Source organism: Polaromonas sp., from assembly GCF_012927485.1.
In the GTDB taxonomy this organism is placed as follows: Bacteria; Pseudomonadota; Gammaproteobacteria; order Burkholderiales; family Burkholderiaceae_C; genus Polaromonas.
In genome coordinates this window covers 14,144-36,117 of sequence record NZ_JABBPC010000016.1, presented here as the reverse complement: position 1 = coordinate 36,117, position 21,974 = coordinate 14,144, and the positions used below count along the sequence as shown (strand labels likewise).

Below are 21,974 nucleotides of genomic sequence, written 5' to 3'. Positions count from 1 at the left end.
GTTGGCCTGGTGGGCGTTGTCGGCGTTTTGCTGGACGGTGGACGTGAGCTGCTCCATGGCGGCGGCGGTCTCTTCGAGTGAGCTGGCTTGCCCTTCGGTGCGTGAGGACAGGTCCATGTTGCCGGCGGCAATCTGGCTGGAGGCGCTGGCTATGGTGTCGGTGCCCTGCCGCACTTCGCCGACGATACCGACCAGGCTGTCGTTCATCGCCTTCAGTGCGTGCATCAGTTGGCCGGTTTCGTCCTTGGATTTGACTTCGATGCGGGTGGCCAGATCACCCGCGGCGACGGTTTGTGCTACTTTGATCGCTTCGGCCAATGGACGGGTGATAGAGCGAGAGATTAGGAACGCGAAAACAGCGCCCAATGCAAGCATTGATACGCCGAGCAGTAGCATAAGATTGAAGCCACTGCTATGTAACCGGGCAATCTCAAGTCCAGTAAGGTCAATGCCTTTTCTTTGCAAAGAAAGGAACTCCATGACCTTGCCCTGATAAATTTTCGCATTGGGCATGAATTCACTGTCGTAAATTCGTAAGGCGTCCTCAGTCTTGCCTTCCTGCTTGGCTTTCATCGCCGCTTCTTTGGCCTGCTGGTATTTTCCCCGGGAAGCCTTGATGACCTTGATTACCTCTTTTTCTGCGTCCGATGTCAGCAGCGGATCAAGTGAATTTTGAATTTCAGCCGCCGTCTTGACACTTGCAGAGATGTCGTCTGCAAACGTCTTGGCTAAAGTTTCATCGGTGCTTTTGACAATGAACGATGTGCGCACGACGGCGGTGACAATGAGGGCATACCAGTCTGATGCCATCCGTTCCTTTGCCAAAGGTGTTTCCATCATTTGCTGCGTTGCCGCTGCAATTTGGCGCATATTCCAAATCCCGGTGCCGATCGAAATACTCGACAGAGCAAGAACAATTGCGAACCCGATTCCCAGCCGCGTAGCCACCTTAAGATTAACGATCTTCATTTCTATCTCTTTCTTTTTTAAACCTCTGGATGAATCAACTTGCGATTCAACCAGGACGTTTTTCTAAGCCGCCAGTTTTTCAATCAAGCCCATTTCAGCACTCGACATCAGCTTGTCAATATCAACCAGGATCAGCATGCGTTCATCCAGCCTACTGAGTGTCCGGCAGCCTGCCCATGACACAAACTTCAGGAGAAAATTCAGCCCGCTCGTCATATGAAACTAAGTCATCTGCTTCATGATGCGAATCAGTTTCCCACCGTATTGCGGATCAGTGGCGTAACCGGCGCGCTGCAGGCCCTGCGCAGCTTCAGCGGGATCCTGGGTTGCCCGTACGTTGTTGTAACGCGGGTTGCTCACCAGGAACTTGGCATAGTCGGAGAACGATTCCTCATAAGAGCCGTAGGCGCGAAACGTGGCCCGGGTTTTCTGGGCTGCGCCGTTGACGTATTCGGTCGTAGTGGTTTCAACCACCGGCCCCTTCCAGCTTCTATCCGCCTTGATGCCGAACAGGTTGTAGCTGTTCCTGCCGTCTTCTGCGCGAATCTCGCGTCGCCCCCAGCCCGACTCCAGCGCGGCCTGCGCCATGATCAATTGCGCGGGCACACCGCTTGCCTGGCTTGCCTGCTGCGCAGCAGGCAGCATGCGCGAAACGAATTGCTCCACATGCGCTTGCGGCAAGATGCTTCGGCTTAGCGTTGCCTGCGCGGTTGCTTCCTCGTAGAACGAGAGGTCCGCCCCTCGCGCCGATGACTGTGGTGAAACGGGAGATGTCTGCAACACTGGCTCAGCTTTTGGAGCCAGCAGATGGAAATCAGCGAGGGGCTTTTCTGAAGCGGCGTCCGACGGCGACCCGGTGGTCTCGAGACCTGTTGCACGGCTAAGCTGCGCAAACATGGTCTGAGCCAATCCAACGCCACGTCCGGACAGGTTCTGTGCCAGTTGCTGGTCAAGCATTGAGGTATACAGCTTTTCTTGCGGCCCGCTGAACATACTGTCTGTCGGTGTGGCTTCACGCATGCTCTTAAGCACCATCTGCATAAACATCACTTCGAATTGCTTTGACGCCTGCTTCATACCCTCCTGCGGTGAACTGCGGACCGTGCGCCGCAAAGCCTCGACACCCTGCACATCAAGCGACAAGCGCTGGTCAAGGACACCCGCGGTAGAAGAATTTATGCCACCGAGACTGGTGAGGCCAAAGGTATTCATGAACAACCTTAAATAATCTCAAGTTCGGCGCGGAGCGCGCCGACAGCCTTCATCGCCTGCAGAATCGACAGCAGATCCTGGGGGTTAGCCCCCAACGTATTGAGACCCTTGATCACTTCGGCCAGGGAAGCACCACCCCGCACAACTTGCAGGGCCGCTCCCGCCTGATTGAGTTCGATCTGCGAACGCTGGGTCAAAACAGTACTCCCGCCTGCAAGAAGATTGGGCTGGCTGATGACCGGATCGGTATTGATCACCACGGTCAAATTTCCGTGCGCCACGGCGCAATCCAGAATTCTGACGGCCTGATTCATCACGACCGAACCGGTACGGGCGTTGATGACGACTTTGGCGACGGCTTGCGCCGGAGCGACGTCGATATTTTCGATCCGAGCCAGAAAACTCACACGATCTTCTGGCCGGACCGGTGCGTTGACCTGGATCACTCGGGCATCGAGCGCCTTGGCAGTACCTGCACCAAGGTTGAGATTGATCGCATCCACCGCCTTCTGCACCGTACCAAAGTCAGTGGTATTCAATTCGACCATAAAGGTGCCGTCACCACCGAGTGGCGACGCCACCGCTCGTTCAACGATGGCCCCGGAAGGAATTCGCCCGGAAACGAGTTGATTAACTTTTACCTGACTGCCATTGGCAGAAGCCCCTGCACCGCCCACCACCATGTTTCCTTGGGCAAGCGCATAGACCTGGCCATCTGCGCCTTTCAAGGGCGTCATTAACAAGGTTCCGCCGCGCAGACTCTTGGCATTGCCCATCGACGATACCGTGATGTCGATGCTCTGCCCGGGCCGCGCAAATGGCGGCAACGTCGCCGTTACCATCACGGCGGCCACATTTTTCAGCTGCATGTTGGTGCCCGGCGGCACGGTGATGCCGAGTTGGCCCAACATGTTGTTTAGACTTTGCGTGGTGAACGGCGTTTGCATCGTCTGGTCGCCGCTACCGTCCAGGCCGACCATGAGCCCATAGCCGATCAGCGGGTTGTCGCGTACACCCTGAATGCTGGCAAGGTCCTTCAAGCGCTCCGCATGTGATGGCAATCCGCTAACAGCCAGCACCAGCAGGCACAGTCTGAAAGCGGTCGTCACGGCGGCCTGAATTTTTTGGAGGCGTTGCAGAAGCGCGAGGGGTAGAGTTTTCATGATCAGAATGGCAGCACATTCAGGAAAATACGTTGCAGCCAGCCCATGGTCTGCGCTTCGTCGATATAGCCTTTCGCGCTGTATTCGATTCGGGCATCCGCCACTTGCGTGGACGGTACGGTATTGTTGGCGCTGACGGTGCGTGGATCCACCACACCAGAGAAACGGATGAATTCGGTGCCCTGATTGATCAACATCTGCTTTTCGCCGCTCACCAGCAAATTCCCGTTCGGGAGTACTTCCACCACTGTGACCGTGATCACTCCGTAGAAGGTGTTCTTGGCATTGGCCCCGCCTTTGGCACTGATGGCGTTTTTGCCACTGGCACTGGCATCTTGCGAGCTGGAGATCAACCCATCAAAAATTTTGGGAATCACGCCTAGATCGGTACTCGCGGATCCGCTGCGGCTGGCATCGGCTGCCGAGTTCTTGCTCGCATTGACATTTTCGCTGATCAGGACGGTAAGAATGTCGCCAATATACTTGGGTCGCCGATCTTCGAACAAGGCCTGCGCCCCAAGACCAGAAAGATAGATCGCCCCATTCAAGGGCGCCACCGGCCGCGCCTGCCTGTCGGCGCGCGCTGTCATCGGCTGATGCACTAGCGGCTCCCGCGGAATTTGAGCACATCCGATTAATAGGAGGCTTGCCAACAGTGCCAGACAGGCACTCGCGAACCCTTTCGGCATCACAACTGCGCCAGGCGCGCCAGCATCTCGTCGGAAGTTTTGACCACCTTGCTGTTAATTTCATACGAACGTTGGGTCTGAATCATGTTGACCAATTCCTCGACCATGTTGACATTCGATGCCTCGACATAGCCCTGATTCAGATTGCCTGCACCGTTCTGCCCCGGTGCGCTCTGGTTCGCCCCCCCGGAAGCATCGGTTTCCACATACAGATTTTCACCATTGCTTTGCAGACCGGTAGGATTCAAAAATGTCGCCAGCTGTATCTGACCCACTTGCACGCTAGCGGTGCTTCCGGCTTGCACAACCGAAACGGTACCATCGCGACCAATCGTCATGCTGATGGCATTTTGCGGCAGCGTGATGGCGGGTTGCACCGGGAAACCGCTTGCAGTCACAAGCTGGCCGTTTTGGTCGGACTGGAACGACCCATCGCGCGTGTAGGCTGTGGTGCCATCCGGCATCAACACCTGAAAAAAGCCACCCCCGTTAATTGCCACATCTTTCGGGTTGTCGGTTTTGGTCGGATTACCTTGGGTATGAATGCGTTCCGTGGCAACGACGCGAACACCCGTACCCAATTGCAAGCCCGAGGGCATGCGGGTCTGATCAGAGGTCTGACCGCCACTCTGGCGAAGGTTCTGGTACATCAGGTCCTCGAACACTGCGCGGCTGCGCTTGAATCCCGTGGTACCGACGTTAGCCAGATTATTGGCCACGACGTCGAGCTGTGTTTGCTGTGCATCGAGACCGGTTTTAGCGATCCATAAAGAACGAATCATGGGAAGAACTCCTGCGAGATGGCCGTGGCCGCACTCATGTCAAATTAAGATAAATCGATGACTAACCAATTACCCGGTGGACAACAATTTGTTCGCCACCTGATCGTTACTCTCAGCGGTATGCAACGTTTTCATCTGCATTTCAAAGCGCCGCGCGTTGCCGATCATGTCGACCATCACTTCCACTGGATTGACGTTGCTTCCCTCCAGAGTGCCGCTTAGCAGCCTCACGTTGGGGTCAACCTGCGGGGCGGCTGCGCCAGCCCGCATCCGGAAAATACCATCGTCACCACGGACCAGGTCAGCCGCAGCGGGGTTCACCAACTTCAGACGTCCGACCTCGGAAGCGCCAACGAGCGGGTCACCTGCGCCGAGGGCGGTCACCACGCCATCGCCGGCTATCACCAACGCGGAACCGGGGGGCACCACCATCGGGCCCGCATCGCCAACCAGTGGCCGGGAATCCATGGTCAGCAACTGGCCCTCCGCGCCAACCTGCAGGTTGCCGACCCGGGTATAGGCTTCACTACCGTCCGGCATCTGTATCGTCAGCCAACCATCGCCGCGAATTGCAACGTCCAGCGAACGGCCGGTTGGCATCAGCGGTCCGGAGCGCATGTCGGCACCGGGCGTCGTGGCAATCACCATAGCGCGAGTGGCTACTTCGTCGCCGATCACTGGTACAGCCCGGAAATTATTAATCTGAGCCCGAAAACCGGGGGTTGACACGTTCGCCATGTTGTTCGCCACGGACGCCTGCTGCTCCAAGGCCTGCTTGGCGCCACTCATGCCGATATAGATCATCCGGTCCATAACTTTTCCTTGATTTCTTTGACGCGACGGCCAGCTACATCAGCAAGCCGTCCCGACCTCAACGCATGTTTACGAGGGTTTGCATCACCTGGTCTTGCGTTTTGACGGTCTGAGCGTTAGCTTGATAGGTGCGCTGAGCAATGATCAGATTGACCAGCTCAGCGGTCAGATCGACGTTGGATGCCTCGAGCGAGCCTGACGCCAATGCACCTACTTTGGTACCTGCGCCTGGTGTGCCGGTCAAGGGCTGGCCCGATGCAGCGGTTTCAGTCCAGACGTTGGCCCCCTTGGGTTGGAGCCCATTCGGATTCACAAAGGAAGACAAGACGATCCGTCCCAGCGTCTTGCTCTGCTCGTTGGAGTACTTTCCTGTGACGGTGCCATCCTGATTGATGGCAAAGGAAGTCAGCTGACCCGACGTGTAACCGTCTTGGGTCAGTTTCTTCACGTCATTGACATTACCGAACTGAGTGGTTCCTGCCACGTTAACGGTGAAACCCATTGAGTTGGCGCCGTTGCTGAAATTAAGACCCGCAATTGACAGCGTGGTTGGCGATGTGGTGGCCAGTTGACCACTGCCATCGAACGTCACCGTGGCCAGCGAACCAGCCGCCGCCGGCGGTACGGTCATCGCCCCCGTCGATGTGAGCGGATTACCGTCTGCGGTCGCGTAAACATTCCAGGTATTCGCCGCCGTTTTTACAAAAAATGTCGACAGTTCGTGAGAATTCCCCAGCGAGTCGAAGATCGTCACCGCGTTGGCGTAGTTGTAGGTTGCGGAATCGTTGGCATTGAAAGGACTCGCTGTCGGCACCGTACTGCGCGAGTCGATATTAAACTGGGCGGCAATATTCTGGGTAGCATTCGGCGCCATGGCAGTCGTTGGCAATTGCAGGGCAGCGGGACTGCCTCCCGCGACGGCACCGTTGGCGCCCACTTTGTAGCCCGTCAGTTGCAAGCCCGCTGAATTAACGATGTAGCCGTTCTTGTCCATGTTGAATTGGCCATTACGCGAGTACGCCACCTCACCACCCGGACTTGCCAATCGAAAAAATCCATCGCCATTGACAATGGCCACATCCAGCGCGCGAGTACTGCTTTGCACGGCACCTGCGGTGAAATTCTGCGAAACGCCGGAAACCTGAGTACCCAGACCTACCCGCGAACCGGCATAGACATCTGAAAACTGCACGCTACCCGCCTTGAAGCCAATAGTCCCCGAGTTGGCAATGTTGTTGCCGATAACATCGAGATTACTGGCGGAAGAATTCAGACCACTCACTCCTTGTGCGAAACCCATGATATTTCCTATTTTTTGAATTGACGTTTAAAGAAGCAAGCCCTGGGCATGACCCTGGCTCAAAGGATCAACCTGACATCGCCGAGGGCGGCCTTCCTGCCGGCCTCCAGCTCAAGCTCAACCCCGTTGGCACTCTGCGCCACACTGACTACTTTTGTATAAGTCAGTGCGCTTACCGCCACCGAGGCACCGCCCCCCGTCGCAACCACATGGATGGCGTAGGCACCCTCCGCCAACGGGACTCCGTTATCGCCCAATCCATCCCATGACAGCGTCTTGACACCGGGCTGCAACGCCCCCAGGTCGAAGCTGCGAACGGTGTCTCCTTTTGCATTGGTGATGGTTACTTTCACCGACTCTGCCGTTTTGGGTAAATCGACGGCAAACGGCATATTGACGCCTTGCTTGAACGCCAGGTCATTACCCGGCACAAGCACCGTGCGGCCAATCAAGCCGGCTGATTGCAGCACCTGGCTGGAACCACTTTGAGCGAGCAGTGACTGAACTGCGCCATTGAGTTTTTCGATCCCGCTGACCGTGCTCATTTGTGCCAACTGCGAGGTAAGCTGGGCGTTATCCAGAGGATTCAGTGGGTCTTGATTCTGAAGTTGCGTGACGAGAAGCTTGAGAAAGCGCTGCTCGCTGTCGGCGTTTGAGCCGGTATTCAAGGGCAGTGCGGCCGCTACGCCCGCACTGTTCGACGGGGAGATTACAGTCGACGTCATAAATTTTTCCTGTCAGTAGAATGCTGAACCGTCGGTAGCCTTACTGGCCGACAGTCAGGGTTTTAAGCATCAACGACTTAGCCGTATTGAGCACTTCAACGTTGGCCTGGTAGGAACGCGAGGCCGAGATCATATTGACCATCTCTTCCACGACATTGACGTTGGGCATGGTCACGTAACCGTCTGCATTTGCCAGGGGATTTTTAGGGTCGTGCATCATGCGCATGGGCGAGGGATCTTCGATAACCCGCGCGACTCTGACCCCGCCGATATCCTGCCCGTCCACGGGCGCCATTTCAAACACCACCTGACGCGCGCGATAGGGCTTTCCATCAGGGCCGCTGACACTGTCGGCGTTGGCCAGATTGCTGGCAGTGACGTTCATGCGCTGGGATTGGGCCGTCATGGCCGAGCCTGCAATGTCAAAAATACCGAGTGAGTTATTGGAAAACGGCATGCACAGACTCCGCTTCGTTATTGTTGAACTGCCAACAGCAGCGATTTGATTTTGGAACTCAGCACCGTGAGGTTCACCTCATAGCGCATGGCGTTATCGGCAAAATTGACGCGCTCGACATCCATCTCAACGGTGTTGCCATCAATGCTTGACTGCGTAGGCGTGCGATACATCAGCGCCGTGTCGCCGCCGGTACCGGCTTCGCCCGTCAGATGCCGGGGTGAGGTGCTGGTCATTGACATGGATTGCCGGCCACGCTCCACCGCCTCGATCAGCTTGCTGCTGAAATTGAAGTCGCGTGCTTTAAAATTAGGTGTATCGGCATGCGCAATATTTGCCGCCAAAACTTCCTGCCTGCGTGCCCGCAAGTTGAGGGCCTCCTGATGGAAGCGGAAGGTTGAATCCAGCTTGTCAATCATATTTGTTCATCGTTTGAGGACGCATCTTTGCTAGAAAATAATTGTAGATAGCCGTTATGCCGGCAATCAACTGAACAGATGGGGTTTCAATGCCTTATTCAACCCTTCTCCCGTAGCGCCAAGTGAAGGCTGTTAGAGCGCAAACGCGGGTGGCTCAATCGCCTGAACAAAATCCAGATTGCAACGCAATTCGGCCCGTAACGCGTCCATCCGACTCGCTAAAATACGCCGGTGCATCATGCAAGGCGCTACGCCTGCGGCGCGCGCACCATTGAATTGACGCTAGTAATTTTTTAAAAGGGATTCATGCAATTGCCTACGCGGGGATCTTTGCTTGGACATCTGGCAGGGGTCCTGGCATTGATAACTATGACGGCGTTGACCCTACCAGCCTACAGCGCGACGCCGTTGAAAGGCAATGCCCGCCTGGCGATCGATCGATTTTTATTGAGTCAAACGGCCGGCCTGCCAGGCAAGGTAGTCGTGACCGTCGACAGGCCGTTGTCGGGTGATCTGCCGTCATGTGATGCACCGGAACCCTTTTTGCCGAATGGCGCGCACTTATGGGGACGCGTTTCGGTGGGCGTCCGATGCAATTCGAACCTGCCGTGGACTCGCTATGTGTCGGCCTACGTCGCAGTACTGGGCACCTACTATGTTGCCGCGCGTCCGATCGACGCAGGTCAAGCGCTGACTCCCGCTGATGGCGAGGCGCGCGAAGGTGACCTCGCAAGCTTGCCACGCAGCGTCATTGTCGATCCGGCTCAATTGAACGGCATGCTGGCTGAGAACCGGATCGCCTCAGGCGCACCGATACGGCGAGAATTGCTGCGCGGTGTCCCCATCGTGCAGCAGGGGCAAATCATTAAGGTGATTTCACAGGGACCGGGGTTTGTCGTCAGCACCGAGGGCAAAGCGATGACAAATGCCGCCGTCGGTGCGATCGTTCAGGTAAAAATACAAGGCGGTCAAGTGCTCAGCGGAATCGTTCGATCCAGTGGCGTAATTGAACGATCCAACTGATTTTTCACTGGTTTGTTCGACGTGTCCTAAAGTTTCGACTGAAACAGCCGTTATACAGGTGAGCTCTCTTGAGAAAAACATCATGAAAATCGATCAAAACGTCAGTTCTTTGAAAAACGTGCCGGCCACTCGGACCATGGGGACTTCCAAAACCACCCCCAATGGGGCGGCGTCTGGGCCGCTTCCCGCAGCCAAGCAAGCGGTGTCCGCCTCGTCGGCGCCTTCGCTGCCGTCCATACACGAGGACTTCAATGCCGCCCGCGTCGCTGAAATTCGGGCGAGTATTAGCGCCGGGCGCTATCAAGTCAACACGGCCAAAATTGCCGACGGCTTGCTGGCCACCGTTCGTGACCTGCTGAGCAAAGGGACCCGATGAGTAGCCCTTTACTTGGTCACCTCGCCCAGGAAGAGGCCGCCATAGGGGAATTTATCGATTTACTGGATCAGGAAGCCGCCGCCATGACTCATGGCAACTTCTCCGACCTGCCAGAGCTGGCTAACCGAAAGTCGCAACTGGCCGATCAGATTGTGCTTTTGAGTCATCGGCGTGAGATGGAACAGGTGTCACTGGGTTACGCTGCGGGCCGCAGCGGTGCGGACGCCATCGCAGCGGCCGGCGGGGAAGCACTGCAGAATGCGTGGCATAACTTACGGGAGCGTGCAGCGCTGGCGCATGAGCGCAATCATCGCAATGGCGTGATGATTCACACGCATCTGGACTTCACCCGGCAATCGATCAGTTTTCTGCAAGCAAAAGGTCAACCGCTTTATGGACCGGACGGCACGCACAGTACCGGGGCCAGTAGCGGCAACAGTCTCGCCCTGGGCTAGGCACGGCTTTAACGGTAGCAGCCGGCCTAGCGCGCGCTTATCGACACATTTTCAGATCCACCCAGCGGTCGAACATTTTCCCAGTCGCTAGCCGCTGATTGGACGCTCAACAGATTCACCCAGTATTCCCCGCAAGCGGCTGATTACCTGGCTGTGCAGCTGGCAAACCCGTGATTGGCTGACTTCCATCACTGCGCCAATCTCTCTCAGGTTCAGTTCCTGCTCGTAGTACAGACTGAGTAGCAGGCGCTCCCGCTCGGGGACGGCCTCAATAGCCTCCACCAGCCGGTGTCGCAACCCGCTCTCGAGTAATTGCTCCAAAGGTCCGTTGCTGTCACCACGATCGCCATGTTCACCCTGGCATTGCTGATCCAGAAAACTGTTTTCCTGATCACGGTGATCAAAATCTTCGTAGTACACCAGCTGGCAACCGTGGATCTCCTGCAGCAAGTGTTGGTATGCGGCCAGCGGCAGCTCCAGTTCCTGCGCGATCTCGCCTTCGGTTGGCGCACGTCCAAGCTTTTGCTCCTGGCTCTGAACCGCCTTCGCCACGCTGCGCGAGGACTGGCGCAAGCCACGCGATACCCAATCGTTGGCCCGCAATTCGTCCAACATGGCGCCGCGGATACGCTGACTGGCGTAAGTTTCGAACTTTGCGCCCTGGTCATCCTGATAGCGGCTAGCAGCATCCAGCAAGCCCATCATGCCGGCCTGAATCAGATCGTCTAAATCGACGTTGGCCGGCAGTTTTGCAATCAGTTGCAAGGCCAGGCGTCGCACCAGCGACGCATAGTCTTTCAGCAAATCAGACGTGCCGGACTTGTCGATCTTTCCTTGGAAGGTGTACATCAAGAATTACTCCTGCTTTCTTAATGATCGGGGCATGCAATCTTTGGCCGCTGCATCAACGCATCTCCATCCGGAAATTGGCGTTCTGGCTGGCAATCGTTCCGGGTGGCCGCGAAGGTGGACGACCGCCTGCGGCAAGCAATGGCCACTCGAGCAGATTTGAGGCGATTTGCCTAAAGTCCGTGGCTGCGGGGCTGGCTTGAAAGGCTTCGACGACAGTTAAATTAAGTCGCTGGGCTTGGGCGAAAAGAGGATCAGCCCTGACCCAACCCGCGGACTCCACGGCAAGCCCGAGATAGCGATTGCCGGTATGAACGAGATTGGCCAGTATGCGTTGTGCCTCGACCGCGTCGGCCACGCCGTTGACCAGCACGTGCAGTCGTTGCAGCGCGTGGGCGTAATGAAGCCGCTTGATGCAGGCATAGGACTCTTTGATCGATGCCGCATTCGCCCGCAACACGACCACAATGTTATCCGCCTGAGCCGCCAGTCGCGACAAGGCGCCTTCTTTATCAAGCACGGCATTGATCAACACCAGCCGCTGCTCGCGATCAACCTGAACGGCTTGCGCGCCATCGTGTTCATCCAGCAGCAATACCTCCTTGCCTTGCTGCACCAGTGCTGCCGCCAGGTTCGAAGTGACGCTCGCGACGCTGACCGGATCACTGCCCACCACGGACACCAATCGCCCCGGACTGCTGAGCATCAAGCGTCGCAGGCCGTCCGCCTGATCAGTAACCGATTTTTTCACGCGCGCCTCATCAGAGCTGCACCTGGGTCGTGTCGGACTGAGGCAATGCTGCCGCTGCATCAGTCTCCAGCGCATCCCGAAGCACGAAAAGTTTTCCCAAACCCTCAAACAGCGCAAGGCCCGGTATCGGTCGATCGGACCGAACGGATCGACCCGCCAACTGCGCCAATATTTTTCGCGCGGTTTCAGCCCAGGCGCCCTGCGCGCGCTGCAAACGGAACACCGTGGTGGAAGCCTGCCCAGCAATCAGGAAACGCCTCGTCAGGGAAGCGCCGCCCAATGCCGAAGTGCTTGCGAGTTGCACAATACCCTGCGCGTAAAGTTTGAAATAGGGCTCTGCAAGAGCCCGCCAGGCTGACCATTGAGCCACCTGCAATGCGGTTGCTTGCAGGCCGCTACTGGCAAGTACATAGCTGTGCGCCAGCGTTTTCCCGTTGTTTACATCGACAAAACGCTTCACGACGCAACGCAGGGTGGAAGCGGCCACTTCTTCACCCATTAGGTTGTTCTTTGGGTGGGGGCGCAGACCTACCAAAGCTTCCGCCACCGATAGTAATGCGGCCTTCCCCCGGTATATGGCCGGCTGAGACGCGCTGAAAGTGAGTCCCGCAGCCAGCTTCTCCAGCGTTCCTGGTGTGCCATTTCCAGCGTCCACGATGCGACAGGCCGCGCTAGCGCTTGCCACCCATTGACCATCGAGGGGTGGCCACTCAGGGCTCCTCGCGGAGGCGGGGATACGGGAGAGAAGATGAACGACAGGGCGACCAAATTTCTGCTGTTGTATCCAGCCAGACTGCACCCTGCCAGACGGCGCAGGAGTTAGCGGAAATTGATGCGGTGCGGCGAAAGGTAAGCCGGTTTTATCCGACAGCAGGAGGCTGCTGACGAGCGGAGAAGCTTCCGCGCTTTGATCAGAGGTCAGGCTGATCTCGCCGGTAATTGCCAACACATAGTCGTGGCAACTGAGCTTGCTGTCAGCAATAGCCTGCGCCAGCAGGTTTCGGGCAATCTTTTCCTCCCCGATCCGGTCATCAGAGAGATTGCGCCAGATTAAACGGGTCTCATCGAAACCGATTTGACCGGCCGCAAGCGTCATCGCAAGGGAAGTCAACTCGTGGGAATTGTGGCCGAGTACCCGAATCAGTTGATGGCATTGCGAACGCAGGCGTTCACTAACGGCCTCCGCTGCCGCCACGTCCGCATCGTTGCTGAGCGCCACTAGCCGTTCGTCAAGATCGGCTTCACCAGGAATAAAAAAGGAGCTTTGACTGTGGGCCTGAAACACACTGTCAATCAACCCGTTACGGTCCCCCAGTGCCAGATGCTCCGGGACTTTCTGCCCACTAGAGATGTAGTGCAAGGGCAACTGATGACGAATCGCCATGTCAATCAGTACCCCCGGATGCGTGGCCTCGTCCACTTTGGTGAAGATGCATCCGACTAAATCTTTCTCGTTCGCCGTCTGCTCACCGCAGCGGTAGGCCTGCACCACTTCGTTGAGCGTGTCTCCGTGACTGGACGCGTTAAGCAACAGCAGGCGCTTGACCGGGCGGCCGGCACTACACAACATCGCAATCTGGTCCGAGACAGCACGGTCGCGCTGGCTCCGGCCCACCGTATCGATGAGCACCATATGCTTTTCGCGAAGGTTCTTCAGCACCAGTTCCAGGTCGACTGCGTCCTTAACGGCGTAGACCGACACACCCAGGATTTGGCCGTAAATACGCAATTGCTCGTAGGCGCCGATCCGGTAGCTGTCGGTGGTGACCAGCGCCAGTTTTTCCGCTCCGAAGCGCATGACGCAACGCGCGGCGAGCTTGGCTGTGGTCGTCGTCTTGCCAACTCCCGTCGGTCCCATCAGGGCGTAAACGCCCCCCGCGTCCATCAAGGCGTCATCATTCTCAAGCATGGGCAGGTCGCGCGCCAGCGCCGACTTGACATAGCTCAGGCCACTGGCATAGCTCTGATTGGGGGGCAAGTCCTTTAAAAGGTCTTTGGCCAAGCGGGCGCTAAAGCCGGCCCCCAAGAGAGTCCGTAGCAAATGTCCGCGGAGAGGCTCCCGCCGCTGGGCTTCATTCCAGGAGAGCCCGGCCAAGCGCTCTTCAATCAAGCCGCGCACCGACTTATTTTCCCGCAGAGCGCCCTCTTCATCGCTGACGATCCCAGGCACCAGGGGCGTATCGACCGACCAACGAGTTTCGACAGGACGCTGGTCGGGTCCCGGAACTTGCCGCTCTGGAATCGCCATCTCCTCCGCAGAACTCTCCAAAGTCGCCACAATTTCGACGCCCTCGGCGATCACCCGGTTGGACAACACGATGGCATCGGGTCCCAGCCGTTCCCGCACCAGGCGGAGAGCCTCCCGACTCGATGCGGCGATGACTTTGCAAGTAGCCAACAGGGCTTGCGTAGCGGTGGTCAAGCTTTACCTCCGATGAGGGTGGTTACTTTGATGGTGCGGGTGTCTGGAATTTCGGCATGCGAAAGTACTTTGAGCAGCGGCAAACTACGGCGTAGAAAGCGGGCCAACAAGACGCGCAGTGAATGCTGCACTACCAAAACTGGAGCCAATCCCAATTCGGCCTGACGCGCCATGGCCGACTGGGCTTCGCGCAGGAGGCTGTCGGCCAGGCCTGGTTCGAGACCATTGCTATTGGTCAAGGCCTGCAACAACACGCGGTCAAGCGAACTATCGAGGCCAATGACCTGCAGCTCTTCATTGTCTGGAAAACTTTGCTGGATGATCGCACGCCCCAGTGCCAGCCGGATCAACGACGTCAACTCTGTCGTGTCGGTCACAGTCGGGGCGTTCTCCGCGAGCACGTCCAGAATAGTGCGCATGTCCCTAATCGGCACGCTCTCGTCAAGCAGATTTTGAAGCACTTTTTGCACGGTCGTCAGCGACAGCGCCTTGGGTACCAGACCTTCGATCAGCATTGGCGACTCCTTGCCGATGCGGTCCAGCAACTGTTGTACCTCCTGTCGTCCCAGCAGTTCGGCCGCATGCGCGTGAATGAGGTGATTCAGGTGGGTCGCCACCACAGTGCTCGCGTCGACGACTGTGTACCCATAGATCTGGGCCTGTTCGCGCAAGCTGCTGTCAATCCAGACGGCAGGAAGGCCGAACGCCGGGTCCTTGGTCTGCGTGCCGGGTAAGGTCGCGCTGACCTGTCCCGGATTGATGGCCATCCATTGGCCAGGTGACGCCTCGCCATGACCAATCTCGACACCTTTCAGCTTGACCACATACGCATTCGGCTTGATCTCCAAGTTGTCGCGAATATGAACCACGGGCACCAGAAAACCAATGTCTTGCGCGAACTTTTTGCGAATACTTTTGATACGCCCCAATAACTCACCACTTTGGGTACTGTCCACCAGCGAGATCAACCTGTAGCCCACTTCAAGTCCGAGCGGATCGACTAGCGTGACATCGTCCCATGTGGCCTCCTGCGGCTCCGCCGATGCAGGCACCGGAGAAGGTGCCGCAGCCAGGGTGTCAACGCCCCTTGCGACTCGTTGCATCACGCGCCGTCCTAACCAGATCAGGCTGCCGGAAATGATCAGGAACGCCAGATTGGGCATCCCGGGAATCAATCCCATCAATCCGATAACGCCCGCAGTAAGAAACAACACCTGCGGATTAGCAAACAACTGGCCGGTAAGTTGTTCCCCTACATCCTCGTCGGTGGTCACTCGGGACACGATGACACCCGCTGCCGTTGAAATCACGAGCGCCGGAATCTGCGCGACCAGGCCATCGCCGATCGCAAGCAGGGTGTAAGTCGTGGCCGCCGCCGAGAAATCGAGGCCGTGCTGGGCGACCCCAACAATCAGACCGCCAATAATATTAATCACCATAATGAGCAAGCCCGCGACCGCATCGCCACGAACGAACTTACTGGCACCGTCCATCGACCCATAGAAGTCGGCCTCTTGCGCAACTTCGGCACGGCGTTTGCGCGCCACGTCTTCACCGATCAGACCGGCATTCAAATCCGCATCGATCGCCATCTGCTTTCCGGGCATCGCGTCGAGCGTAAAGCGGGCGCCGACTTCGGCAATACGACCCGCGCCCTTGGTGATCACCATGAAGTTGATCACCACCAGAATAATGAAGACCATGACGCCAACCGCGAAGTTGCCGCCAACCAGGAAATGCCCAAAAGCCTCAATCACCTTACCGGCGGCATCAGGGCCGGTGTGCCCTTCCATCAGCACGACACGGGTGGAAGCGACATTGAGCGACAGCCGCAACAGCGTGGTAAACAACAGTACCGCAGGGAAGGCTGCAAAATCCAACGCCTTCAGCGTGTACATGCTGACCAGCAAAACCATGATGGACAGCGCAATATTGAACGTGAACAGCAGGTCCAATAGAAACGGCGGCAACGGCAGGATCATCATGCTGAGAATCAGAATGATCAAAATTGGCCCGACCAAGCCCTTTGCCGTGTTGCCGCCCAACATCAACTTGGGCAGGCGTGACAATGAATCCATCACGGTCATGCAGGGCTTCCCAGCGGATCAAGCGATTCAGGCACCGGCAAGTCACGAGGCGCTGGTGGCACCACGCCGCCTTCGCTGATCTGGCGGTGCAGCTGATAGGCCCAGGCAAGCACTTCCGCCACCGCCCCATACAAAGCCAGGGGGATCTCGTCACCCAATTGGGTATGGCGATACAGCGCCCGCGTTAGCGGCGGTGCCTCCAGAATCGGAATCTTGTTGTCTTCGGCCATTGCGCGAATGCGCAGCGCCACGAGATCGGCACCCTTGGCGACGACGCGCGGCGCGCGCATTTCCTTGTCGATGTACTTGAGGGCGACCGCGAAGTGGGTAGGGTTGGTGACGATGATGTCAGCCTTGGGAACTTCGGACATCATGCGGCGCTTCGCCATCTGCTGTTGTTGTCGACGGATATGGGCCTTGACTTGCGGGTCGCCATCGTTTTCCTTTTGCTCCTGCCGCAAATCCTCGGTCGACATGCGCAGCTTGCGAAAGTGGCTCCACAACTGATAAGGCACATCAATGGCAGCCACCAACAACAACGAGCCAACGATCAGTGCGCAACTGCTGGTCACCAGCCGCAGGGTATGCGGCAACGCCGAGTGCACAGGCTCACTCATCAGCGCCATGATCGACACCACATTGCCGGATATGACCCACCAGGCCACGCCACCAATCAGCAGGGACTTGACCATGGTCTTGACCAGCTCGGCCAGCGATTCGGTGGAAAACATGCGCCCGATACCCGACACCGGATTCAATTTGGAAAAATTGGGAGCCAACGATTTAGTTGAGAACAGCCAGCCGCCGAGCATCATCGGTGCAAGGAGCGCGGCAACCATCATCATGCCGAGGAGCGGCATCAGCGCCTGCAACCCCTGAAGCACGGCGGTTCCGGCCTGCACCATCATGTGCGACTCGTCGAACGCAGACGCCCGCTCGAATTGCAGGCCATTGCGCAGCGCACTGCCAAAATGGTTGCCGATCATTTCCCCCATAACCCAAAGGCCGCTCACACCAGTGGCCAGCATCACAAAGGTGACCAATTCCCGGGACCTCGCTACCTGCCCGTCCTCGCGCGCCCTTTCAAGACGCCTGGGTGAGGCGGGTTCGGTTTTTTCAAGATCACTTTCTTCCGCCATCAATGCTCCGGAGCGCTAGGTGCAAAGGCCCCCTGTCCCCAAGATTATTGAGGCAGGCGGCTTGCACTAATCGGCGAAACAGGCGAGGGATAGACCTGTTCTTTGGGCAATGAGGGGCGCGTGACTTCCTAAAATCCGAGACTGGCCAGCAAATCGTCGACCTGGACTTGGTTCTCGGCCGCGTCGGGGTCACCGCACTTGATTTGAGGTCCGTTGAGCGGACTACTGCTTACTTCCTGCCGTTTTTCGGGCGGCGCATTGTCGATCAGCAGCCGAAGTAGCTGCGTCTCCATGTCCTTGATAACATCCATCATCTTCATGATGACCTGGCCTGTCAGGTCCTGGAAGTCCTGCGCCATCATGATTTCCATCAATTGGGCATTGGTCGCACTGACCTGTTGCGGCACCTCCGACAAATAAGCGCGCGTATCGACCACCAGTTCGCGCGCGCCGTCCAGCTCCGATGGACTCAAAGACCAGACATTCCAGCGCTGCGTCAGGCCATTTGCCTGCTTGGCCAGTTTTTCCTGGATGGGCTGGGCCAGATCGATCGCATTCAAAGCCCTGTCCGCTGCGCGCTCAGTCATGTGGGCGACATAGCTCAGACGGTCTCGTGCATCGGGGATGGCTTCAGCGGCCCTGGCAATATCCTTGTCCAGGCCCAACTCACGCATACCTTCGCGCATCTGGCGCGTCAATTGGCCGATGCGGTGAAGCAGTTGCTCGGTCGAATCACAAACGCTCACGCCAGGAAGTACTGTCGGCTCCATATCAAGCACCCTCCTTCGCCATTTTTTCGAATATCTTGATAATTTTCTCTTCCAGAGTAACGGCTGTAAACGGCTTGACGACATACCCACTGGCGCCAGCTTGGGCCGCCGCGATAATATTTTCCTTTTTCGCTTCTGCGGTCACCATCAAGACCGGGAGTTTGGCCAATTGAGGATCGGCGCGAATCGCCTTCAACATGGCCAAGCCATCCATATTGGGCATGTTCCAGTCGGATACCACAAAGCCGTAGTTACCGCCCTTCAGCTTTTCCAGACCGACTGCGCCGTCTTCAGCCTCGTCAACATTGACGAACTCCAGCTCTTTGAGCAGATTGCGAACAATCCGGCGCATGGTCGGGAAATCGTCCACGACTAGAATCTTGATGCTTTTATCGACCACGTCCACTCCAATATTTGACTACCAACTTAAGCCTGCAGCCGGGCTTACTGCACACTCACAAAATTTCACGCTGCGTCTATGCCCGATCAGCCGGCTCAGCCAGCGAGCGCAGATGAGCCATTAAGCGCTGACTCATTTCCTGTATCGGAACAACCTCGCTCGCAGCTCCAATGGCGATCGATTCTCGCGGCATGCCAAACACCACGCAACTGGCCTCGTCTTGTGCCAGTGTATGGGCACCGGCCTGCCGCATACGCAGCAATCCTTCCGCACCATCGCGGCCCATGCCGGTCAGAATTATGCCAATGGCATTTTTCCCAGCATGTTTTGCGGCGGAATCGAACAACACGTCAATAGAGGGGCGATGCCGATTCACCGGCAGCGCTTGGTCTACTCGCGTAACGTAATTTGCGCCACTGTGTGTCAACGACAAATGGAATCCGCCTGGCGCGATGTAGGCATTGCCGGGCACTATTCGCTCACCATGCACCGCCTCCGATACCGTCAGACGACACAAGTTGTTGAGGCGCTGCGCAAAAGATTTGGTAAAGCCGGCCGGCATGTGTTGCGCAATCAGGATGCCCGGACTGTCCGGTGGCAGGGGTTGCAATAGCTCCCGGATGGCCTCGGTTCCCCCGGTGGATGCGCCGATAACAATGAGCTTCTGGATGCTCAACAACGGACTGTGAAGCATCGGCGCATCTGCCAACACCGTCCGACTGAGCCCCTTCGCTGCGGACCGCCCGGGTAGCATTCGGGCGCTAGCGGCAACACGAATCTTGTGGGCAATCAAGTCCGTGTAGGCCAGCAGGCCATCCCGTATGTCAAATCGCGGCTTGGTGACAAAGTCGATCGCCCCGAGTTCTAAGGCGCGCAGTGCCGCTTCCGATCCCCGTTCGGTAACGGACGACACCATCAGCACCGGCATAGGTCGCAAACGCATGAGTTTTTCGAGAAACTCCAACCCGTCCATGCGGGGCATTTCAACGTCCAGCGTCATGACGTCCGGATTATGCTTCTTGACCAGATCACGAGCGATGAGGGGATCGGAGGCCGTTGCCACCACGATCATGTCAGGCTGACTGTTGATAATTTCCGTCATCAAACTTCGTATCAATGCCGAGTCGTCGACACACAGAACCTTGATTTTATCGACGCTCATAGGATGCCGCTTTTTTTGGTGAGACCGTGGCGTGGACGCCCCCTGTCAAAGAGCACCACGTTATTTTGGTCTTGCTGACTGACCAGTGCCTGGGCCAACGCCTGCTCCTCACGCTGCACCAGCAACACATCGTTCTGATTACGAAGCTTGCGCACGGCTACTCTGCCAGTTTCAGGAAAATAATTAATGCGACGCGGCAGCCCACCCCGCAAATCCTGAGCGGCTATCTGGATCTGCTCCATCTGCAGATAGCGCAGCACAAAAGTGGCGTTGCGGTCACCAATATTGAGCATTGTCATATTGGGCAGCACGGCACCGCCACCAAATACTTTCGCTTCCAGTCTTTCGCGTCTAGCGCCGGCCTTGAACAATTCATTGAGCAGCATCTCCATGGCATAAGCGCCATACCGCATGGATGCGGTGGCGTCCCGGGACGTCGGATCCGCATCGTCAGGCAGCATAAAGTGGTTCATCCCGCCAATACCGGCCGTACTGTCACGCACACAAGCTGATACGCACGATCCTAGTACGGTTGTCAACACCATATTTTTGGCGGTGACGTAATATTCCCCCGGTAGCAGCTTGACCGCTGCGATCCCGAACTCACGGTCAAAATAATGGTGGGTGGCGACAAACTCCCCCGCCACCAAATTCATGCCACCTCCTTGATAGGGTTAGACGCCAATTCATAAACGGTCTGACTGCGCAATCGGATCGCCTGACCGGCAAAAGAAAAGTTTTCAGAGTGACCGGCAAACAACAAACCATGCGGCTTCAGCAGCGGCACAAAGCGCTGCAAAATTTTCCCTTGCGTCGGCTTGTCGAAATAAATCATCACGTTGCGGCAGAAGATGGCGTCAAACGGGTCCTTCAGTGCCCAATGAGGATCCAGTAAATTGAGCTGCTCGAACTTCACCATCGCTGCCACTTCCGGCCGTATCAATACTTTTCCTGCCTGCACACCGGCGCCTTTCAGGAAAAATCGCTTGAGACGTTCCAGGGGCAGCTTGCTAACCTGCTCCAGGGTAAAAACGCCTGCAGCCGCCTTGGCAAGCACTTGGGTATCGATGTCGGTGGCCAACACATTGGCAGCGCCGGCACGACTACCCAGCGCCTCAATCAGCGTCATCGCAATCGAGTAGGGCTCTTCGCCGGTGGAAGCCGCAGAACACCAGACGCTGACGGGCTGGGGGCACCGTCGTGCGTGCTCCGCAAGTACAGGAAAATGGTGGGCCTCGCGAAAGAACGCCGTCAGGTTGGTGGTTAAAGCATTGGTAAACAATTGCCACTCACCCATGTTTGGGTCGGTTTCGAGTAAGCGCAGATAGGTCGAGAACTCCTTGAGCCCAAGCTCCCGCAACCGCCGCGAGAGCCGACCGTACACCATTTGACGTTTTTGATCGCCCAGCGCTATTCCGGCACGTTGGTATATCAGCGTGCGTATTTTAGAAAAATCATGGTCGGTGAGAAGAAACTCTGGAATCGCCGCGGAGATCGTACCAATGTGCGATGTTGTGTTCATACATTTCTATGCCATCCCGCACGCAAATTGAGTACATCAACCCACTGTCGGAATTTCTATCAAAATCAGTGGTGAGACAAGTTGGTCCTGCAGGTCAGTGATGCCTGTCAAGGCAACTATTTAAATCCCATTGATATCGGTTGTGCGCTTCAGTCAACACCAGATCATCGCTCGTCAAGGTATCCAGACTGAAATATACAGAGGCATCGCTTGACCCCATAGACTGAAAAGGAATCCAAAAATCCCTCACTTTCCCCTATGACTGGCAGATTAGCAGTTCGTTTCCTGGCTATAGAGACCCGTGAGATTGCGCTGCAGTCAACCGGGTTCTGGCGAAACACGACCTGTGAGGCCCTGAACGCGGCAAACCCTTTAAAATGCGGGCCTTCATTTCCTCAACCGATTTGACCGAAATAGAGGGCTGAAAGATTCTTGCCATTTTGAAGAAGATGCGCTTGATCAGCTCAGGCCAACAGTGTGCGGGAAGCG

At 56.8% G+C, this 21,974-nt stretch carries 23 protein-coding genes and 1 pseudogene; 3 read left to right on the top strand and 21 right to left on the bottom strand.

Annotation, left to right across the window (positions count from 1 at the left end):
• The 11 genes and pseudogenes from HHJ16_RS07435 to flgB all read right to left on the bottom strand — a co-directional run.
• Window positions 1–969: MCP four helix bundle domain-containing protein (locus HHJ16_RS07435; RefSeq protein WP_293641966.1), on the bottom strand; the 969-nt coding region annotated here is incomplete at its 3' end.
• Window positions 970–1,032: 63 nt separating this feature from the next.
• Window positions 1,033–1,119 (bottom strand): annotated as a pseudogene (locus HHJ16_RS07430) (chemotaxis protein CheW); the annotation flags it as partial.
• A gap of 72 nt (window positions 1,120–1,191) precedes the next feature.
• Entirely contained in the window at window positions 1,192–2,181 is a 990-nt protein-coding gene (gene flgJ / locus HHJ16_RS07425; RefSeq protein WP_293641965.1) for a flagellar assembly peptidoglycan hydrolase FlgJ, read from the bottom strand.
• An 8-nt stretch (window positions 2,182–2,189) separates the two neighbouring features.
• Window positions 2,190–3,347 carry a flagellar basal body P-ring protein FlgI gene (locus tag HHJ16_RS07420; protein ID WP_293641968.1) on the bottom strand — a complete coding sequence of 386 codons (1,158 nt, stop codon included), beginning with the start codon at window positions 3,345–3,347 and terminating at the stop codon, window positions 2,190–2,192.
• Complete coding sequence (locus HHJ16_RS07415) at window positions 3,347–4,033, bottom strand: flagellar basal body L-ring protein FlgH (protein ID WP_293641964.1); 687 nt, start codon at window positions 4,031–4,033, stop codon at window positions 3,347–3,349. The genes HHJ16_RS07420 and HHJ16_RS07415 overlap by 1 nt, the downstream gene beginning before the upstream one ends.
• Window positions 4,033–4,815, bottom strand: coding sequence for a flagellar basal-body rod protein FlgG (flgG, locus tag HHJ16_RS07410; protein ID WP_293641963.1), 783 nt, complete (start codon window positions 4,813–4,815; stop codon window positions 4,033–4,035). Before flgG ends, HHJ16_RS07415 begins: the two co-directional genes overlap by 1 nt.
• A gap of 69 nt (window positions 4,816–4,884) precedes the next feature.
• Window positions 4,885–5,628 carry a flagellar basal body rod protein FlgF gene (locus HHJ16_RS07405; protein WP_293641962.1) on the bottom strand — a complete coding sequence of 248 codons (744 nt, stop codon included), beginning with the start codon at window positions 5,626–5,628 and terminating at the stop codon, window positions 4,885–4,887.
• A gap of 58 nt (window positions 5,629–5,686) precedes the next feature.
• A complete protein-coding gene (flgE, locus tag HHJ16_RS07400; protein ID WP_293641961.1) occupies window positions 5,687–6,928 on the bottom strand; it encodes a flagellar hook protein FlgE in 1,242 nt (413 codons plus the stop codon).
• 59 nt (window positions 6,929–6,987) lie between these two features.
• Window positions 6,988–7,653, bottom strand: coding sequence for a flagellar hook assembly protein FlgD (locus tag HHJ16_RS07395; protein ID WP_293641960.1), 666 nt, complete (start codon window positions 7,651–7,653; stop codon window positions 6,988–6,990).
• A 40-nt stretch (window positions 7,654–7,693) separates the two neighbouring features.
• Window positions 7,694–8,110, bottom strand: a complete 417-nt coding sequence (gene flgC, locus HHJ16_RS07390; protein ID WP_293641959.1) for a flagellar basal body rod protein FlgC — start codon at window positions 8,108–8,110, stop codon at window positions 7,694–7,696.
• A gap of 17 nt (window positions 8,111–8,127) precedes the next feature.
• Window positions 8,128–8,529, bottom strand: a complete 402-nt coding sequence (flgB, locus tag HHJ16_RS07385; protein WP_293641958.1) for a flagellar basal body rod protein FlgB — start codon at window positions 8,527–8,529, stop codon at window positions 8,128–8,130.
• A gap of 306 nt (window positions 8,530–8,835) precedes the next feature.
• On the opposite strand from flgB, the gene flgA reads away from it, so the two are divergent.
• From flgA to HHJ16_RS07370, 3 genes are all read left to right on the top strand, one after another.
• Window positions 8,836–9,552: a flagellar basal body P-ring formation chaperone FlgA gene (gene flgA / locus HHJ16_RS07380; protein WP_293641957.1), complete on the top strand. Its 717-nt coding sequence runs from the start codon at window positions 8,836–8,838 to the stop codon at window positions 9,550–9,552.
• A gap of 82 nt (window positions 9,553–9,634) precedes the next feature.
• A complete protein-coding gene (gene flgM / locus HHJ16_RS07375; protein WP_293641956.1) occupies window positions 9,635–9,928 on the top strand; it encodes a flagellar biosynthesis anti-sigma factor FlgM in 294 nt (97 codons plus the stop codon).
• Window positions 9,925–10,383 carry a flagella synthesis protein FlgN gene (locus tag HHJ16_RS07370; protein ID WP_293641955.1) on the top strand — a complete coding sequence of 153 codons (459 nt, stop codon included), beginning with the start codon at window positions 9,925–9,927 and terminating at the stop codon, window positions 10,381–10,383. The genes flgM and HHJ16_RS07370 overlap by 4 nt, the downstream gene beginning before the upstream one ends.
• Before the next feature lie 87 nt (window positions 10,384–10,470).
• Here the strand turns inward: HHJ16_RS07370 and HHJ16_RS07365 are convergent, their stop codons facing one another.
• The 10 genes from HHJ16_RS07365 to HHJ16_RS07320 form a co-directional block, all read right to left on the bottom strand.
• On the bottom strand, window positions 10,471–11,232 hold the full coding sequence (locus HHJ16_RS07365; RefSeq protein ID WP_293641954.1) for an RNA polymerase sigma factor FliA: 762 nt from the start codon (window positions 11,230–11,232) through the stop codon (window positions 10,471–10,473).
• Window positions 11,233–11,287: 55 nt separating this feature from the next.
• On the bottom strand, window positions 11,288–11,983 hold the full coding sequence (locus tag HHJ16_RS07360; protein WP_293641953.1) for a hypothetical protein: 696 nt from the start codon (window positions 11,981–11,983) through the stop codon (window positions 11,288–11,290).
• Between the two features lie 10 nt (window positions 11,984–11,993).
• The gene (flhF, locus tag HHJ16_RS07355) at window positions 11,994–14,405 is read right to left on the bottom strand and encodes a flagellar biosynthesis protein FlhF (protein WP_293641952.1); all 2,412 of its coding nucleotides are present in this window, start codon (window positions 14,403–14,405) and stop codon (window positions 11,994–11,996) included.
• Window positions 14,402–16,453: a flagellar biosynthesis protein FlhA gene (gene flhA / locus HHJ16_RS07350; protein ID WP_293641967.1), complete on the bottom strand. Its 2,052-nt coding sequence runs from the start codon at window positions 16,451–16,453 to the stop codon at window positions 14,402–14,404. The genes flhF and flhA overlap by 4 nt, the downstream gene beginning before the upstream one ends.
• Before the next feature lie 35 nt (window positions 16,454–16,488).
• Complete coding sequence (gene flhB / locus HHJ16_RS07345) at window positions 16,489–17,631, bottom strand: flagellar biosynthesis protein FlhB (protein WP_293641951.1); 1,143 nt, start codon at window positions 17,629–17,631, stop codon at window positions 16,489–16,491.
• Window positions 17,632–17,759: 128 nt separating this feature from the next.
• Window positions 17,760–18,401: a protein phosphatase CheZ gene (gene cheZ / locus HHJ16_RS07340; protein WP_293641950.1), complete on the bottom strand. Its 642-nt coding sequence runs from the start codon at window positions 18,399–18,401 to the stop codon at window positions 17,760–17,762.
• A gap of 1 nt (window position 18,402) precedes the next feature.
• Window positions 18,403–18,801 carry a chemotaxis response regulator CheY gene (gene cheY / locus HHJ16_RS07335; protein ID WP_293641949.1) on the bottom strand — a complete coding sequence of 133 codons (399 nt, stop codon included), beginning with the start codon at window positions 18,799–18,801 and terminating at the stop codon, window positions 18,403–18,405.
• A gap of 76 nt (window positions 18,802–18,877) precedes the next feature.
• Entirely contained in the window at window positions 18,878–19,963 is a 1,086-nt protein-coding gene (locus HHJ16_RS07330) for a chemotaxis response regulator protein-glutamate methylesterase (RefSeq protein WP_293641948.1), read from the bottom strand.
• Complete coding sequence (gene cheD, locus HHJ16_RS07325; protein ID WP_293641947.1) at window positions 19,960–20,619, bottom strand: chemoreceptor glutamine deamidase CheD; 660 nt, start codon at window positions 20,617–20,619, stop codon at window positions 19,960–19,962. Before cheD ends, HHJ16_RS07330 begins: the two co-directional genes overlap by 4 nt.
• The gene (locus tag HHJ16_RS07320) at window positions 20,616–21,485 is read right to left on the bottom strand and encodes a CheR family methyltransferase (RefSeq protein WP_293641946.1); all 870 of its coding nucleotides are present in this window, start codon (window positions 21,483–21,485) and stop codon (window positions 20,616–20,618) included. The genes cheD and HHJ16_RS07320 overlap by 4 nt, the downstream gene beginning before the upstream one ends.
• Between the last annotated feature and the right edge of the window lie 489 nt (window positions 21,486–21,974).